Source organism: Bradyrhizobium sp. AS23.2, assembly GCF_001908185.1.
GTDB lineage: Bacteria > Pseudomonadota > Alphaproteobacteria > Rhizobiales > Xanthobacteraceae > Bradyrhizobium.
This window is the reverse complement of the sequence record NZ_LGHM01000088.1, coordinates 25,975-40,251: the sequence shown is the minus strand read 5'-3', so window position 1 is coordinate 40,251 and position 14,277 is coordinate 25,975. Positions and strand designations below refer to the sequence as shown.

Below are 14,277 nucleotides of genomic sequence, written 5' to 3'. Positions count from 1 at the left end.
ATATGTGTTCCGCAACTGCTTAATTTATGGTGAACGCGACAAACTTCGCGGAACGCGTGTGCTCGATGCGTTCAGACGGGCAGTCGCAGCACCTCGCAAGCAGTGCCGGCTTCGGCCTTGGGCGCGAATGGTGCGCGCACAAGAAGTGCCTGTGCCGCAGCGAGATTCGCAAGCAGCGAGGAATCCTGATGGTTGACGGGAAGGGCGACGAGCGTGCCGTCGTCGCGCTCCTCCAGGCGCGCGCGAAGATAATCCTCGCGCACATCGTTTGCGCCGACGTCGCGGCCGAGCACGGCGCGCTCGCGGCGATGGTGAATCACCTGTCGGCCCGACAACGCGCGAATCAGCGGCACCATGAACAGGAAACCGCACACATAGGATGACACGGGATTGCCGGGCAGGCCGATCACGCGCATCGCGCCCAGCCGTCCGTTCATCATCGGCTTGCCTGGCCGCATCGCGATCTTCCAGAACGCCATCGAGATGCCTTCAGCCTTGAGCGCCTGCTGGACCAGATCGTGGTCGCCGACCGACGCGCCGCCGGTCGTGATCAGGATGTCGGCGCCACTCTCACGTGCGCGGCGGATGCCGGCGCTGGTGGCTTCCAGCGTATCGGCGGCAACACCGAGGTCGACGGTATCGGCTCCCTCGCTGCGGGCGAGCGCGTGCAGGGCGTAGCCATTGGAATAGACGATCTGGCCGTGACCGGGCGTGGTGCCCGGCATCACCAGTTCATCTCCGGTGGCGAGGATCGCGACTTTCGGACGGCGGCGGACGGGGAGGTGCGGGTGGTTCATCCCGGCGGCGAGCGCCAGGTCCCGCTCGGTGAGCCGGGCTCCCTTGCGCAGCAGCACGTCGCCCTCTGAGAAGTCGACGCCGGCGGGACGGATGTGTCGCCCCGTTACGGCGGCTTCCTTGATCGTGATGCGCTTGCCGTCAGAAGCCGTGTCTTCCTGGATCACGACCGCGTCCGCGCCTTCGGGAATGACGCCGCCGGTGAAGATCCGCACGGCCTCGCCGGCGCCGACCGACCCCGCAAACGGCCGGCCCGCTGCGATCTCGCCGGTCACGGTGAGCACGGCATCGATCTTCGCCGCATCGGCCGCGCGCACGGCGTAGCCGTCCATCGCTGACATCGCCTGCGGCGGCTGCGTGCGCCGCGCCGCGACGTCGCGCGCAAGCACGCGATGGAAGGCTTCGTCGAGCGCGACCATGTCTTCAGGCAGCGGCTCCACGCCGGCCAGCACCGCTGCAAGCGCGTCAGAAACCGGCATCAAGGCCACGGGCAAAACTCCTGCTGGGCACGTTCGGGTAAATCGGCGGCGAAAGTTCTAGCCGAGTGCGGGCGCGGAGGCAAAAGAGCGTCGCGGCAGGATGATTCATCTTGCATCATTCGCCTGGCAATAGGCTGGCAATAAGCAAGAGAGACTCAGGTCCGCCGCGGCATGATCCGAAAGGCAAGGCGGACCGGCACGAGGATGGCCATGGCGAGGACGAGAAAGACGAGAGCCATGGCCAGCATCGCTCAGGTCCCCGGCTGCTTGTCCGGACTGACGTCCGGCGCTACGGGGCCCTGGTCCTTGTCGGGTAGAGGATCGGCCTGCGATTTCAGGTCGGCAGCCTTGCTGATCAGCTTTGCGGAGAGGTTAGGGTCCGACGTGGTTCTGGCGAATTTCAGCAGAAGCGAGGCCTGCTTGGTGAGGTAGGTTTTGCCCAACACGACGATAAATCCGATGTAGAATCCCCAACGGGACTCACGAGTCCGGAAGCGGGCATTCGTTCCCGGAACTTCGTACAAAATTGCGCAAAGTGATTTAGTTCCTCATTCCGCGCAGATTCCGCGCAAAATCAGTTCCATCAGGCGGGACCGAGTTGGCGGACGGTCCGGCACTGGTTTTTAAATTCCGAGCGCCTTCAACGCGTTCCCGACGTCCGACGGTGATGTCACGTGCACCGCGGTCAATCCGCGTGCGCGCGCGCCTTCGATATTCTCAGCAAGGTCATCGAAGAACACGATTCGGTTTGCCGGGACGCCCATCGCCGCCACGACATGGTCGAAGGCCTCCGCATCCGGTTTGCGCAGCCCGATGCTGGACGACAGGTACAGCTCGCGGAAATGGCCGAGCAGGCCGGCATACTCCTTCGAGAAATAGTCAACATGCGGCCGGTTGGTGTTGGAGAAGGCGTAGACCGGCATCTGCCTTGCCGCACGAGGCAACAGGTCCGCGATGTCAGGCATCTCGCCCGCGAAGATCGCGTTCCAGCCCTCCAGGAATTGCGCGTCCGAGATGCCGATCCCGAGCGAGGCACGTAGTGAGGCGAAATAGTCCTCGTCGCTGATCTTGCCGACTTCGTGCAGCCGGTAGGCCTCGCTGTCGCGCACATAGCGCGCGACGATGGCTTCGGGCTCGCACCCGGCATGTCCCGCCCAGCAGGCGATCGCCTTGGAGAAATCGATGTCGAGCACGACGCGCCCGAGATCGAACAAAAGCGCATCCGCGCTGCCGGGAGAGAGCGATGTCATTGCGTCCTTTTCACTTCAGTACCGGTAAGGTTCGTGGTCGAACAGCGGGAATGCGCTGAACACGCCCGGCGCGTTGGTGGCGGTCGCCGGATGCAGGCAGGACTTGCTGACCTCGGCGAACGAGGTGGCGCCCAGCAGGCCGAGGCAGCGCAGCACCTCGTCCTCCAGGAGCTCCAGCATCCGCGTGACGCCGGCTTCGCCGGCCGCCGCCAGAGCCCAGCATTGCAGCCGGCCGATGCCGACGAGGTCGGCGCCCGCCGCGATGGCCTTGACGATGTCGGTGCCGCGGCCGAAGCCGCCATCGACCATGATCTTTGCGCGGCCCTTCACGGCATCGACGATCTCAGGGAGCACGTGCATGGCGCCGCGGCCGTGATCAAGCTGGCGGCCGCCATGGTTGGAGACATAGATCCATTCGACGCCATGATCGATCGCGATCAGCGCGTCCTCGGCGGTGGCGATGCCCTTGAGGATCAGCGGGATCTTGAACTTGTCCTTGATCATCTTGACGGTCCGCCACTCCAGGCCCTTCTGGTAATCGCCGCCGGTGGCGCGCAAACGGCTCTCGCGAACGTAGCGCTTGGCGATGTCACGCTCGCGACGGCTGTAATGGGCGGTGTCGACCGTCAGGCAGAACGCGGCGTAGGCGTTCTTCTCGGTCCGGCTGACGACGTCGGCGACGAAGGCGTCGTCGCCGCGCACATAGAGCTGGTAGAGCCGCAGCGCATCGGGGGCGGCCGCGGCGGTCTTTTCCAGGCCAGGCTCGGACACCGAGCTCAGCATGTGCGCCGCACCGAAGGTACCGGCCGCGCGCGCAACGCTCGCGGCGCCATCGGGATCGAAGATTTCGAGCGCGCCGACCGGAGCCAGCACCACCGGCAGGCGCATCTTGCGGCCGAACCGCTCGACGGAGCCATCGACCTTGCGGACGTCGCGCAGCACGCGCGGGCGAAAGGCGATCTCATCCAGCGCCATGCGGTTACGCCGCATCGTGGTCTCGGTCTCGGCGGCGCCGACGATATAGTCCCAGGCATTCTGGTTGAGGTTGGCGCGCGCCTTCCGGATGAATTCGTGCAGGTTCTGGAACGGCTCGTTGCTGGCGCCGAGTTCGACGTTCCTTTCCGGCCGGATGCGGGGCGCGTCGTTCATTGTTGTCCTCCCGAGAATTTGAAGTCTTATTGTCATCGCCTATCGCGTTCGGGCCTCCAAAACCATCCTAAAATCGCATAGCTGCGAGGCGTCGCCGGCGCCCGATTCCCGCTGTCCGCGTGAACCGGTCTCGGAACGTTGCCAAAAGTTTAGGTCCGGACGAAGAGATTTTTACGGTGTACCCGTCGGCGTGGCATTCCGGCCTTGAAGAAACCAGAATGGTATTGTGTGAAACGAGCTGGATCGCCATGTGCATGGCGCCCGAGCCCCAAGCAAAAAGGCCAGCCTATCCATGCGGAAAACCCTGCTGTTCCCACTGGGCGCGCTCACCGGAGCGTGTCTGACCCTTCTGGTAGCCAGCCCGCACGGCGGAGTATGGGCGGCACGGGCGGCGGCGAGCGCGGATGATGCCTATTCGCAGCTCAACCTGTTCGGCGAAGTGTTCGAGCGGGTGAAGGCGAGCTATGTCGAGAAGCCTGATAATGCCAAGCTGATCGAAGGCGCGATCACGGGCATGGTGACCTCGCTCGATCCGCATTCGCGCTACATGAACGCCAAGGCCTGGACCGAGATGCAGGAGACCACCTCCGGCGAGTTCGGCGGGCTCGGTATTGAGGTCACGATGGAGGAGGGCCTCGTCAAGGTCGTCTCGCCGATCGACGACACGCCGGCCTCGAAGGCCGGCATCATGTCCGGCGACCTCATCAGCAAGATCGACGGCGAGGCCGTGCAGGGCATGACGCTCGAACAGGCCGTCAACAAGATGAAGGGCCCGGTCGACACGAAGACCAGGCTGACCATCGTGCGCAAGGGCGCGGACGCTCCGCTCGACGTCGCGATCACGCGCGAGATCATCCATGTGCGTCCGGTGCGCTTCCACGTCGAGAACGGCGACGTCGGCTATATCCGCGTCACCTCGTTCAACGAGCAGACCACTGATGGCCTGAAGAAGGCGATCGCGTCGATCTCCAAGGAGGTCCCGCCGGAGAAGCTCGTGGGCTACGTGATGGACCTGCGCAACAATCCGGGCGGATTGCTGGATCAGGCCGTGTCGGTGTCGAGCGCGTTCCTGCCGCGTGGCGAGGTCGTCTCGACGCGCGGCCGCAATCCGGAAGAGACCCAGCGCTTCACCGCGCATGGCGGCGACCTCACCAAGGGCAAGCCGCTGGTCGTGCTGATCAACGGCGGCTCGGCCTCGGCTTCGGAGATCGTGTCCGGCGCGCTGCACGACCACAAGCGCGCAACGCTGATCGGCACGCGCTCGTTCGGCAAGGGCTCGGTGCAGACCATCATTCCGCTCGGCGCCGGCAATGGCGCGCTGGCGCTGACAACGGCGCGCTACTACACGCCGTCGGGCCGCTCGATCCAGGCTCAGGGCATCGCGCCTGACATCGAGATCCTGCAGGACGTGCCGGCGGAGCTGAAGGGCCGGATCGACACAATGGCGGAGTCCCAGATGCGCGGCCATCTCTCGGCCGCCGACGGCACCGAGCAGACCGGATCGCAGTCCTACGTTCCGCCGGAAGAGAAGGACGACAAGGCCCTGCACGCGGCCTTCGACTTCCTGCACGGCGTCACCGCGAACGCCGTGGCCGCCAAGCCCGCGCCGAAGGCTGCGGTGCCGAACTAAACGTTTGCGACCTCCAGACATCGCCCGGGAGTGGATGACCGCTCCCGGGCGAATTTGTTTTGGGACGCTGTCTCAGCTCGGGTTCATCGCTGCAAAAGGTCGCCTCGTCGCGGCTTCTCGGCCGGAGACCTAGCTTGCCTCGCGGCGGCGGCTCTCGTTGCCGCCGCGCTGGGCGGGGCGGCTGCGATGCAGCGCGAACAGCTCCAGCACCTTGTCGGCCGGTCTTGCTGCGCTGAACAGGTAGCCCTGCATCTCGGAGCAGCCGAGCGCGCGCAACAGGCGCTGTTGCTCCTCGGTCTCGACGCCTTCGGCCGTGGTGGTCATGCGGCGGGCAGCCGCGAGGTTGACGACGGCCTGAACGATGCTGGCGGAGCCGTCTGGGCCGGCGATGTCGTCGACGAAGCAGCGGTCGATCTTGATCTTGTCGAACGGGAAGCGGTGCAGGTAGCTCAACGAGGAGTAGCCCGTGCCGAAATCGTCGAGCGCGATGCGCACGCCGATGGCCCGCAGCTGATGCAGGATCGCAAGCGCGGTGTCGTCGTCGCGGATCAGCACCGCCTCGGTGATCTCGAGCTCGAGCCGGCTCGCCGGCAGGTTCGACGCAGCGAGCGCTGCCATGATCTTCAGCGCCAGCGTGCCGCTCTTGAACTGCACCGGCGAGACGTTGACGGCGAGACGGATGTCGTCGGGCCAGTTCGCAGCGTCCCCGCAGGCGGTAGCCAGCACCCATTCGCCGATCTCGTTGATCAGCCCGGTATCTTCGGCGATCGGGATGAACTCGGCCGGCGAGACCATGCCGCGCTCGGGATGGCGCCAGCGCACCAGCGCCTCGCAGCCCGTGATGCGGTCGTCCTTCAGGCCGAGGCAGGGCTGGTAATAGACCTCGAGGCCGCCATGGGCGATGGCGTGGCGCAGGTCGATCTCGAGCTGCCGCCGCTCGCGGACCTTGGCGTCCATCTCCGGCTCGAAGAAGCGATAGGTGTGACGTCCTGCGGCTTTGGCGGCGTACATCGCCATGTCCGCGTTCTTCAGGATCTGGTCCAGCGCCGTGCCGTGTCCGGGCGACAGCGCGATGCCGATGCTGGCGTCGGTGGTGAGGTGATGGCCCTTGCAGTCGACGGGGGTGCGGATGGCATCGAAAACTCGCGCGACGAGATCGTTGACCCGATCCAGCGACGTCACCGCGCTCTGTACGATGGCAAATTCGTCGCCGCCGAGCCGCGCCACGAAGTCCGCCGGGCCTGCGCAGCGGCTGAGGCTCGCGGCGATCGATTTCAACAGCTCGTCGCCGACGAGATGGCCGAGGGCGTCGTTGACGCCCTTGAACTCGTCGATGTCGATGTAGTGCACCGCGATCTCTTCGCCGTGGGCGATCGCAGCCAGCTCCGCGCGCAGGTGCTCGTGGAACATGGCGCGGTTGGGCAGGTCGGTCAACGCATCGTAATGGGCGAGGTGCGTGATGCGCTCCTCGATGCGGCGCCGCTCGGTGATATCCTCGTGCGTCGCCACCCAGCCCCCGTCTACGAGAGGTTCGTTGAGGATGTGGATCGAGCGTCCGTCGGAGGTGTCGACCACCATGGAGTTGCGCCGGTGGATGTCGCGCAGCACGCGATCGACATAGCCGTCGATATCGCCTGTGAAGGAGCCGGTCGCCTTGCGGTGCGCGACGATGTCTTGGAAGCTGGAGCCGGGCTTCACCACGTCGGCCGACAGGCCGTACATCTCGATGTAGCGCTGGTTGCACACCACGAGCCGCTGCTCGGCATTGAACAGCAACAGGCCCTGGGTCATGTTGTTGACGGCGCGGTCGAGGCGCAGCTTCTCCAGCGTCAGCCGCTCACGGGAAGCGCGGTGCTGCTCCAGCAGCTTGCGCACGATCGCGATCAGCACGCCGGCGATGGCGAGAGCGGACGCGCCGGCGACCGAGATCAGGATGCCGATCTGCTCGCGCCAGTCCGTCAGGGCCGCCGCGCGCGTCGTGGTAGCCATCATCAGGATCGGGAAGTGGGGCAGGGCGTGCCCGGAGATCAGCCGGTCCTCGCCGTCGACGGGGCTTATGAATCGGCCGGCGAAGTGATCGAGCCCGAAGATCCGCTGCTGCTCGAACGAGCCATTCCTGAAATTGCGCCCCATCAACTCGCTGGAATGGGGATAGCGGGCGAGCAGCGTGCCGTCGCGATGCAGCATCGAGATGCTGGCGCCTTCACCAAGCACGACGGACTCGAAGAATTTCTCGAAATTGGCCGGCTCGATGCCGCGCGCGACGACGCCCATGAACTCGCCGTTCGGTCCCACGATCTTGCGGACGATCAGGATGGTCCAGGCGCCGGAGACGCGGCTGTGCACCGGCTCGATCAGGACGTCGGGCGCGTAGGGATTGTACCGGAAGGTCCGGAAATAGGCGCGGTCGGCAACGTTGACCTTCGGGGCCGGCCATGCCGTCGACGAGTTGATCACGTTGCCTTCGGCATCGATGACGTTGACGCCGCCCATGTAGGGGAGCGCCTCGATCTTCGAGCGCAGCATCCGGTGGGTGTCCTGGCCCGAGAGTCGCTTGCGATAGTCCTCCGCGGTGGTGATGCCGGTCGCGCGAACGTGGTCGACGAAGTCCTTCTGGATGACCGCGAAATCCTGCAATTGCTGGTCGAAATGATGCGCGAGCAGCAGCACGGTGTTTTCCAGCTCGCGTGAGCTGTTGCGCAGCGCGCGCTCGCGGAAGTTCTGCGCCATCAGGACCGAGCCGACGGCGATTGCCGCGATCAGGAGCGTGCCGCCCACCACCAGCCAGCGGATCGGTCCGCTGCGCACGAAGGCCTGGTCAAAAAGGCGGCTGCCGTATTTCGTCATCATTCGATCGTTGCCGACACACGTCAGGATCGATTTCAGATCCCCAAAACATCCGTCGGTTTACGGGAACGGTGTGGAGGCAGCGTTAGGAAGCGCGGTTAATGCGACATGAATGGCCGCGCGCAAATGCGATCGATGCGCGGGACGAAAGGCCGTGCAGGATTTGTCTGCCGACGACACAATGCGGAGACGATCATGACAAACTCGCTGAAGGACTTTCTGGCTGACGAATCCGGTGCGACCGCGATCGAATACGGGCTGATCGCGGCCGGTATCGCGCTTGCCATCATCACCGTGGTGAATGGCCTGGGCTCCAAGCTCAACACCAAGTTCGGATCGATCAGCTCTTCGCTGCGCTGATCGCCCGCGTGCTGCTGCGCGCCAGGATCGCCACCACGATCAGCGCCGCGACGATGTTCGCGGCGGCGCTGAGGAGGATCGGCAGCGTGTAGCTGTGATTGACGTCGTAGACGAAGCCTGCGGCGCTCGGGCCGACCAGCGTGCCGAAGGCGACGCTGGTGTAGAGAATGCCGATGATGCCGCTGACGTTGCGGCCGCCAAAATAGTCCATCACAACGGCCGGCAGGACCGCGACCCAGCCGCCGTAGAACACGCCGTAGACGAAGGCGAAGGCGGCGAGGGCCCAGACATTCGCCGCAACAGCCCAGATCGCCATCGCGAATGCCATTCCGATCAGCACCATGATCAGCGAGCGGTCGCGGCCCATCCGGTCGGCGAGCGCGCCGAGGAAGAACCGGCCTGCGGTGCTGCCGGCGCCGATCATCCCGAGCAGCAGCACGGCAGAGGACACCGTAACTCCGTTGTCGCGCGCATAGGGCACGAGGTGTACGAACGGGACGAAGGCGCCAAAGGAACAGACGAGGCAGGACACATAGAGGCCGACAAACTGGGGTGAGCGGACGGCCTCGCGCACCGAAGCGCCGCCGGCATTGGTGGCACCGGAGGTTTCGCGAGGTGGATCACCATCGGGGCCGAGGCCCCGGTCCTTCGGATCGTTCTCGATCAACAGCGAAAGCCCTCCGCCTATCACCAAGGCGATCGCGCCGAGCACCAGATAGGCGCCGCGCCAACCGACCGAGGCGATCAGCAGTGAGGCGAGCGGCGGCATGGCCAGCGTGCCGAGCCCGATGCCGCTGACCGCGAGGCCGGAGGCAAAGCCACGGCGCCTCACGAACCAGCGTTGCACCGCGCCGATGGCGGGAACATAGGCGCAGCCGACCCCGAGGCCGACGCCCAGCCCGTAGGCGAGATAAACCTCGACAAGCGAGCGCGCTGTGCTCGCGGCCGAGAGCCCGACAGCGACCAGGATCATGCCGATAACTGCAAGCGGACGCGAGCCGACCCGGTCGGCGAGGGGACCACTGACGAGACCGAGCGCGAAGTAGAGAAAGCCAGCGATCGAAAACACCAGCGAGATCGAGCCGCGCGAGGCGCCGAAGTCGCGCTGCAGCGGCTCGAGAAAGGCACTGAATGTGTAGGCGGAGCCGAAACCCACGAACATCACGGCGAATGCCGCCGCAACAACGAACCAGCCGTGGAAAATGCTTCGATGAGGCAGCGTTGATTGAAGGGTCAATGTTGCCTCCGCGAGGTGAGGGAAGGATGGCGGCGATGCCAGGACGTGGTGCGCTGGAACGCCGCGCCGGCACGCACGAGCATGGCCTCGCCGAGATGGGCGGCGACGAGCTGGAACGCGATCGGCAGTCCGTCCGCGGATGCTCCGCCCGGCAGTGTGATCGTGGGATGACCGGTCATGTCGAACGGGCAAGTGTAGCGCTGCAGCTTCGCGATCAGGCCCGGCTGCTCACCGAGCGTCCGGATCATGGTGAGCGTCACGGGCGGGAACGGGTGCACCGGAATCAGGAGCAGGTCGATGGTCTCGAATAACGCCGCCACCCGGCCGCGCAGCGCCAGCCGGCGCAGCAGGATCTTCTGATAATCGAGGGCGGAGAACGCACGACCGGCCTCGATCACCGAGGCGAGGATAGGACCATACTCATCCTTGCGGGCAGGATAGGTCGCCTCGTGCGCGACCGCAGCTTCCACCGCACAATTCGGCGTCCAGTCGGCGATCGCCTGCATCACGTCAGGAAATCTGACATTGACGATATCGACGCCAAGCGCGCGGAAAGCATCGATTGCGTCCGCCAATACGCGCTGCGTCGCGACGTCCACGTCGTCGTTGTTCCAGGCGGCGTCGACGCCGATCCGCAAACCCCGCACGTCCTGTGCAGCCGCGGCCAGATAGTCGGGCACCGGATCGAGCAGCGACGTCGGATCGTTCGGATCATGTCCGGCGATGACGCCAAGCAGCGCGCCGGCATCGACCGCGCTGCGGCCGATCGGTCCGACATGGTCGAGCGTCGCGGCCAGCTCGAACGTGCCATGGCGGCTGACGCGGCCCCAGCTCGGCTTCAGCCCGGTCAGGCCGTTGGCGGCGGACGGCCAGCGGATCGAGCCCCCGGTGTCGGAACCGAGCGAGCCGAAGCAAAGTCCGGCAGCCGTCGCAACCGCCGAGCCGCTGGATGAAATGCCCGGCCAGTAAGCCGCATTCCACGGATTCTTCGGCGGCGTCACCAATGGATGGTGATCGGAATAGGCGCCCTCGCTGAGCTGCACCTTGCCAAGCACCACGGCGCCTGCGTCCTTGAGCCGACGCACGACCGTTGCGTCTTCACCGGGACGAAAATCGCGATGAAGAACGGTGCCGGCTGCCGTCGGAATGCCCTTGGTCCAGAAAAGATCCTTCAGCGCAATCGGCACGCCATGCAGCGGGCCCCGATACCGGCCATGTGCGATTTCGGCGTCCGCGGCTTTCGCCTCGGCAATGGCTGTGTCCGCCATCACGCGAACGTAGCTACCGAGTTCACGATCCAGGGCGTCGATACGGTCGAGTTGGGCGCGTGTCACGTCCAGCGCGGAGATGTCGCGCGCCTTAAGACGTGCGGCGAGCTCTGTGAGCTCGAGAAAGTGCAGTGCGTCGGCCATGGCTCGCGGCTCCATTCTTGTTGTCGCAATGACGTTCGATCCCGAAGAGATTCGACACCAGTATAACTAAGATACAGGTGTCTCTTGCTGTCAACCAGTAAATATGTTTTACTGGTGTTCAAATATTCGGTGTTTCGATGTCGAAAGAGTCGCGCAAATTCAAAGTTCCCGACGCGCTGGCGAATGTCTACGACTTCGCCAATACGCTCGATGTTCGCCATTTCACGCATTTCGGCGTGGAGCACCCGCAGGGCGACGAAATCGCCGGGGCGAGACAACTTGCGGACTGGATGCAGGAACGTGGCCTTGGCGCTGAGGGGGGACGTGTCACGCCCGCGATGTTCGAGACCGCGCTGCGGCTGCGCGAGGCGTTACGTGCCTATCTGCAATGTGACCCGGCCGAGCGGCGCCGGAACAAGGATGTCCTAGGCGCGCTTGGCGAAGCGCTGGCGCCGTTTCCGTTGCGAGTGGAGGCGCGCACCGGGCGCGGCGCGATATTGTCGGCAGCGCGCGAGGACGCGCTCGCTGGCCTGTCGACTATTGCGATCGAGCTTCATGACGCAACGCTTGTGGGAACGCTGGACCGGTTGAAGATGTGCGCGTCGGAGGAATGCCGCCGGGTGTTCTTCGACCGGTCGAAACCATCGACGCGGCGATGGTGTATGTCGACGCTGTGCGGCAATCGGATGAAGACGCGCGCCTATCGCGAGCGGCAGCGCGAAGCTAAATAGATTGCGCTCAGACGCGGTAATGGCCGGACTTGCCGCCCAGCTTCTCGACGAGATGGACGCCCTCGATGCGCACGCCGCGTTCCACCGCCTTGATCATGTCGTAGATGGTGAGGCAGGCGACCGACACCGCGGTGAGCGCCTCCATCTCGACCCCGGTCGGACCCGTGACCTTCACGCTGGCGCGGACGAGGCAGCCGGGCAGCTTCGCGTCGGGCTCGATGTCGACTGTCACTTTCGAGAGCGCCAGCGGATGACAGAGCGGGATCAGCTCGGAGGTGCGCTTGGCCGCCATGATCCCGGCGATGCGCGCGGTGCCGAGCACATCGCCCTTCTTGGCGTTGCCGGACACGATGAGATCAAGCGTCGCCCTGGTCATGACAACGCGTCCTTCGGCGACCGCGATCCGTTCGGTCGCGGGCTTGTCCGAGACGTCGACCATCCGCGCCTCGCCGGAGGCGCCGATATGGGTGAGGGCAGGGCCGGCCTTGGTCTTGGCTGGCTTCGTCTTGGCTGGCTTTGTTTTGGACGGCTTGCGCGCCATGTCAGCGCGCACCCGTCGCGCGCGCTGCATTCTCGCGCGCAAGCAGCGTGCGCGTGGCGGCAGTCACGTCGGCCTGCCGCATCAGGCTCTCGCCGACCAGGAAGGTCGACATGCCGACGCGCTCGAGCCGGGCAAGATCGGTGGGCGTGAAGATGCCGCTCTCGCCGACCATCAGCCGGTCGCCAGGGATCAGCGGCGCCAGCGCTTCGCTGGTCGCGAGCGTGGTCTCGAAAGTGCGTAAGTTGCGGTTGTTGACGCCGATCATCGGCGAGCGGAGCTTCAGCGCGCGGTCGAGCTCGGCGCGGTCGTGGATCTCGATCAGCACGTCCATACCGTAGGCGAGAGCGGCGTCCTCGAGATCCCAGGCGGCCGCATCGTCGAGGGCCGCCATGATGATCAGGATGCAGTCGGCGCCATGCGCGCGGGCCTCAGTCACCTGATAGGTGTCGAACATGAAATCCTTGCGCAGCACCGGCAGCGAGGTCGCCGCGCGCGCTGCCACCATGAAGTCGAGATGGCCCTGGAACGAGGGCGTGTCCGTCAGCACCGAGAGGCAGGCGGCACCGCCGGCCTCATAGGCCTTGGCGAGCTGTGGCGGATCGAAATCGGCGCGGATCAGCCCCTTGGACGGCGAGGCCTTCTTCACCTCGGCGATCAGCGCGTACTCGCCATTGCTATGCTTGGCCCTGATCGCGTGTACGAAGTCCCGCGGCGCCGGTTGCGCCTTGGCCTTGGCCTCCACCGCCGACAGCGACAGCGCGCGCTTGGCCGCGGCGATCTCCTCGCGCTTGTACGCTTCGATCTTGGTCAGGATGTCGGACATGACAGGCTCAGCCGTTCGAGACCGCGATCAGATGCTTCAGCCGGGCGCTCGCCGCGCCGCTGTCGAGCGACTTCGCGCCGATCGCGACGCCCTCCTTGAGGTCCCTGGCGCGGCCCGCCACGACCAGCGCGGCGGCGGCATTCATCAGCGCCACGTCGCGGTAGGGGCTCGGCTTGCCGTCGAGCACGTTCTGCAAAGCGATCGCATTGGCCTCAGCATCTCCGCCCTTGAGTGCGCCGGGCTCGCAGCGCGACAGGCCGGCGTCCTCCGGCGTCACCTCGAAATTCCGGATTTCGCCATTATGGAGCGCGGAGACGAAGGTCGGGCCGGTGAGGGTGATTTCGTCGAGGCCATCGGAGCCGTGCACCACCCAGGCGGATTCGGAGCCGAGGTTCTTCAGCACCTGCGCCAGCGGCTGCACCCATTGCCGCGAGAACACACCGACCATCTGCCGCTTCACGCCGGCCGGGTTGGATAACGGGCCGAGCAGGTTGAAGATCGTGCGCGTCGCGAGCTCGACCCGGGTCGGGCCGACGTTCTTCATGGCGGGATGGTGGGCGGGGGCGAACATGAAGCCGATACCGCACTCATGCACGCAGCGGCCGACCTGCTCGGGCCTGAGGTCGATCTTCACCCCCAGCGAGGCCAGCACGTCGGCGGCGCCCGAGCGCGACGACAATGCGCGGTTGCCGTGCTTGGCCACGGGCAAGCCGGTGCCCGAGACGATGAAGGAGGCGCAGGTCGAGACGTTGACCGAGCCGGAGCCGTCGCCGCCGGTGCCGACGATGTCGACAGCGTCCGCGGGCGCGTCGACAGTGAGCATCTTTGAGCGCATTGCCGAGACCGCGCCAGTGATCTCGTCCACGGTTTCGCCGCGCACCCGCAGCGCCATCAGGAGGCCGCCCATCTGCGAGGGCGTGGCCTCGCCGGACATCATGGCGTCGAAGGCGGAGGCGGCTTCGTCACGCGACAGGCTGGCGCCGGTCGCGACTTTTCCAATGATCGATTTCAGGTCGTCCATCG

Annotated in this window: 13 protein-coding genes; 3 read left to right on the top strand and 10 right to left on the bottom strand. The window is 65.6% G+C overall.

Features of this window, described 5'->3' with window-relative positions:
• Positions 1–71: 71 nt before the first annotated feature.
• The 4 genes from AC630_RS19375 to AC630_RS19360 all read right to left on the bottom strand — a co-directional run bounded on the left by AC630_RS19375 (position 72) and on the right by AC630_RS19360 (position 3,673).
• Positions 72–1,283: a molybdopterin molybdotransferase MoeA gene (locus tag AC630_RS19375; RefSeq protein WP_074120078.1), complete on the bottom strand. Its 1,212-nt coding sequence runs from the start codon at positions 1,281–1,283 to the stop codon at positions 72–74.
• Positions 1,284–1,525: 242 nt separating this feature from the next.
• Positions 1,526–1,720 carry a hypothetical protein gene (locus AC630_RS19370; RefSeq protein ID WP_074120077.1) on the bottom strand — a complete coding sequence of 65 codons (195 nt, stop codon included), beginning with the start codon at positions 1,718–1,720 and terminating at the stop codon, positions 1,526–1,528.
• Positions 1,721–1,897: 177 nt separating this feature from the next.
• Positions 1,898–2,524 carry an HAD family hydrolase gene (locus AC630_RS19365; RefSeq protein ID WP_074120076.1) on the bottom strand — a complete coding sequence of 209 codons (627 nt, stop codon included), beginning with the start codon at positions 2,522–2,524 and terminating at the stop codon, positions 1,898–1,900.
• Positions 2,525–2,539: 15 nt separating this feature from the next.
• Positions 2,540–3,673, bottom strand: a complete 1,134-nt coding sequence (locus AC630_RS19360) for an alpha-hydroxy acid oxidase (RefSeq protein WP_074120075.1) — start codon at positions 3,671–3,673, stop codon at positions 2,540–2,542.
• Positions 3,674–3,965: 292 nt separating this feature from the next.
• On the opposite strand from AC630_RS19360, the gene AC630_RS19355 reads away from it, so the two are divergent.
• Positions 3,966–5,303: a S41 family peptidase gene (locus AC630_RS19355; protein WP_074120074.1), complete on the top strand. Its 1,338-nt coding sequence runs from the start codon at positions 3,966–3,968 to the stop codon at positions 5,301–5,303.
• Positions 5,304–5,432: 129 nt separating this feature from the next.
• Here the strand turns inward: AC630_RS19355 and AC630_RS19350 are convergent, their stop codons facing one another.
• Complete coding sequence (locus tag AC630_RS19350) at positions 5,433–8,153, bottom strand: bifunctional diguanylate cyclase/phosphodiesterase (protein ID WP_074120073.1); 2,721 nt, start codon at positions 8,151–8,153, stop codon at positions 5,433–5,435.
• 192 nt (positions 8,154–8,345) lie between these two features.
• On the opposite strand from AC630_RS19350, the gene AC630_RS19345 reads away from it, so the two are divergent.
• The gene (locus tag AC630_RS19345) at positions 8,346–8,510 is read left to right on the top strand and encodes a Flp family type IVb pilin (protein WP_074120072.1); all 165 of its coding nucleotides are present in this window, start codon (positions 8,346–8,348) and stop codon (positions 8,508–8,510) included.
• Here the strand turns inward: AC630_RS19345 and AC630_RS19340 are convergent.
• Both AC630_RS19340 and AC630_RS19335 read right to left on the bottom strand, forming a co-directional pair.
• Positions 8,491–9,747 (bottom strand): MFS transporter, encoded by a 1,257-nt coding sequence (locus AC630_RS19340; protein WP_074120071.1) that lies wholly within the window; start codon positions 9,745–9,747, stop codon positions 8,491–8,493. The two genes, AC630_RS19345 and AC630_RS19340, sit on opposite strands and share 20 nt — an antisense overlap.
• Positions 9,744–11,159, bottom strand: coding sequence for an amidase (locus AC630_RS19335; RefSeq protein WP_074120070.1), 1,416 nt, complete (start codon positions 11,157–11,159; stop codon positions 9,744–9,746). The genes AC630_RS19340 and AC630_RS19335 overlap by 4 nt, the downstream gene beginning before the upstream one ends.
• Before the next feature lie 137 nt (positions 11,160–11,296).
• Between AC630_RS19335 and AC630_RS19330 the strand changes: the two genes are divergently transcribed.
• Positions 11,297–11,890, top strand: coding sequence for a CGNR zinc finger domain-containing protein (locus AC630_RS19330; RefSeq protein ID WP_074120069.1), 594 nt, complete (start codon positions 11,297–11,299; stop codon positions 11,888–11,890).
• Between the two features lie 7 nt (positions 11,891–11,897).
• On the opposite strand, the gene moaC is transcribed toward AC630_RS19330, so the two are convergent.
• Genes moaC through trpD form a run of 3 tightly spaced genes read right to left on the bottom strand, consistent with a single transcriptional unit; the run spans position 11,898 to position 14,275 of the window.
• Positions 11,898–12,431, bottom strand: coding sequence for a cyclic pyranopterin monophosphate synthase MoaC (gene moaC, locus AC630_RS19325; protein ID WP_074120068.1), 534 nt, complete (start codon positions 12,429–12,431; stop codon positions 11,898–11,900).
• A 1-nt stretch (position 12,432) separates the two neighbouring features.
• Positions 12,433–13,254, bottom strand: a complete 822-nt coding sequence (gene trpC / locus AC630_RS19320) for an indole-3-glycerol phosphate synthase TrpC (RefSeq protein ID WP_074120067.1) — start codon at positions 13,252–13,254, stop codon at positions 12,433–12,435.
• 7 nt (positions 13,255–13,261) lie between these two features.
• Positions 13,262–14,275, bottom strand: coding sequence for an anthranilate phosphoribosyltransferase (gene trpD / locus AC630_RS19315; protein WP_074120066.1), 1,014 nt, complete (start codon positions 14,273–14,275; stop codon positions 13,262–13,264).
• Positions 14,276–14,277 lie beyond the last annotated feature (2 nt).

Coding starts and splice junctions, on each gene's coding strand:
- trpC (WP_074120067.1), bottom strand. CDS start 13,254: ATGTCCGACATCCTGACCAAGATCGAAGCGTACAAGCGCGAGGAGATC.
- AC630_RS19350 (WP_074120073.1), bottom strand. CDS start 8,153: ATGATGACGAAATACGGCAGCCGCCTTTTTGACCAGGCCTTCGTGCGC.
- AC630_RS19345 (WP_074120072.1), top strand. CDS start 8,346: ATGACAAACTCGCTGAAGGACTTTCTGGCTGACGAATCCGGTGCGACC.
- AC630_RS19335 (WP_074120070.1), bottom strand. CDS start 11,159: ATGGCCGACGCACTGCACTTTCTCGAGCTCACAGAGCTCGCCGCACGT.
- moaC (WP_074120068.1), bottom strand. CDS start 12,431: ATGGCGCGCAAGCCGTCCAAAACAAAGCCAGCCAAGACGAAGCCAGCC.
- AC630_RS19360 (WP_074120075.1), bottom strand. CDS start 3,673: ATGAACGACGCGCCCCGCATCCGGCCGGAAAGGAACGTCGAACTCGGC.
- AC630_RS19365 (WP_074120076.1), bottom strand. CDS start 2,524: ATGACATCGCTCTCTCCCGGCAGCGCGGATGCGCTTTTGTTCGATCTC.
- AC630_RS19330 (WP_074120069.1), top strand. CDS start 11,297: ATGTCGAAAGAGTCGCGCAAATTCAAAGTTCCCGACGCGCTGGCGAAT.
- AC630_RS19355 (WP_074120074.1), top strand. CDS start 3,966: ATGCGGAAAACCCTGCTGTTCCCACTGGGCGCGCTCACCGGAGCGTGT.
- trpD (WP_074120066.1), bottom strand. CDS start 14,275: ATGGACGACCTGAAATCGATCATTGGAAAAGTCGCGACCGGCGCCAGC.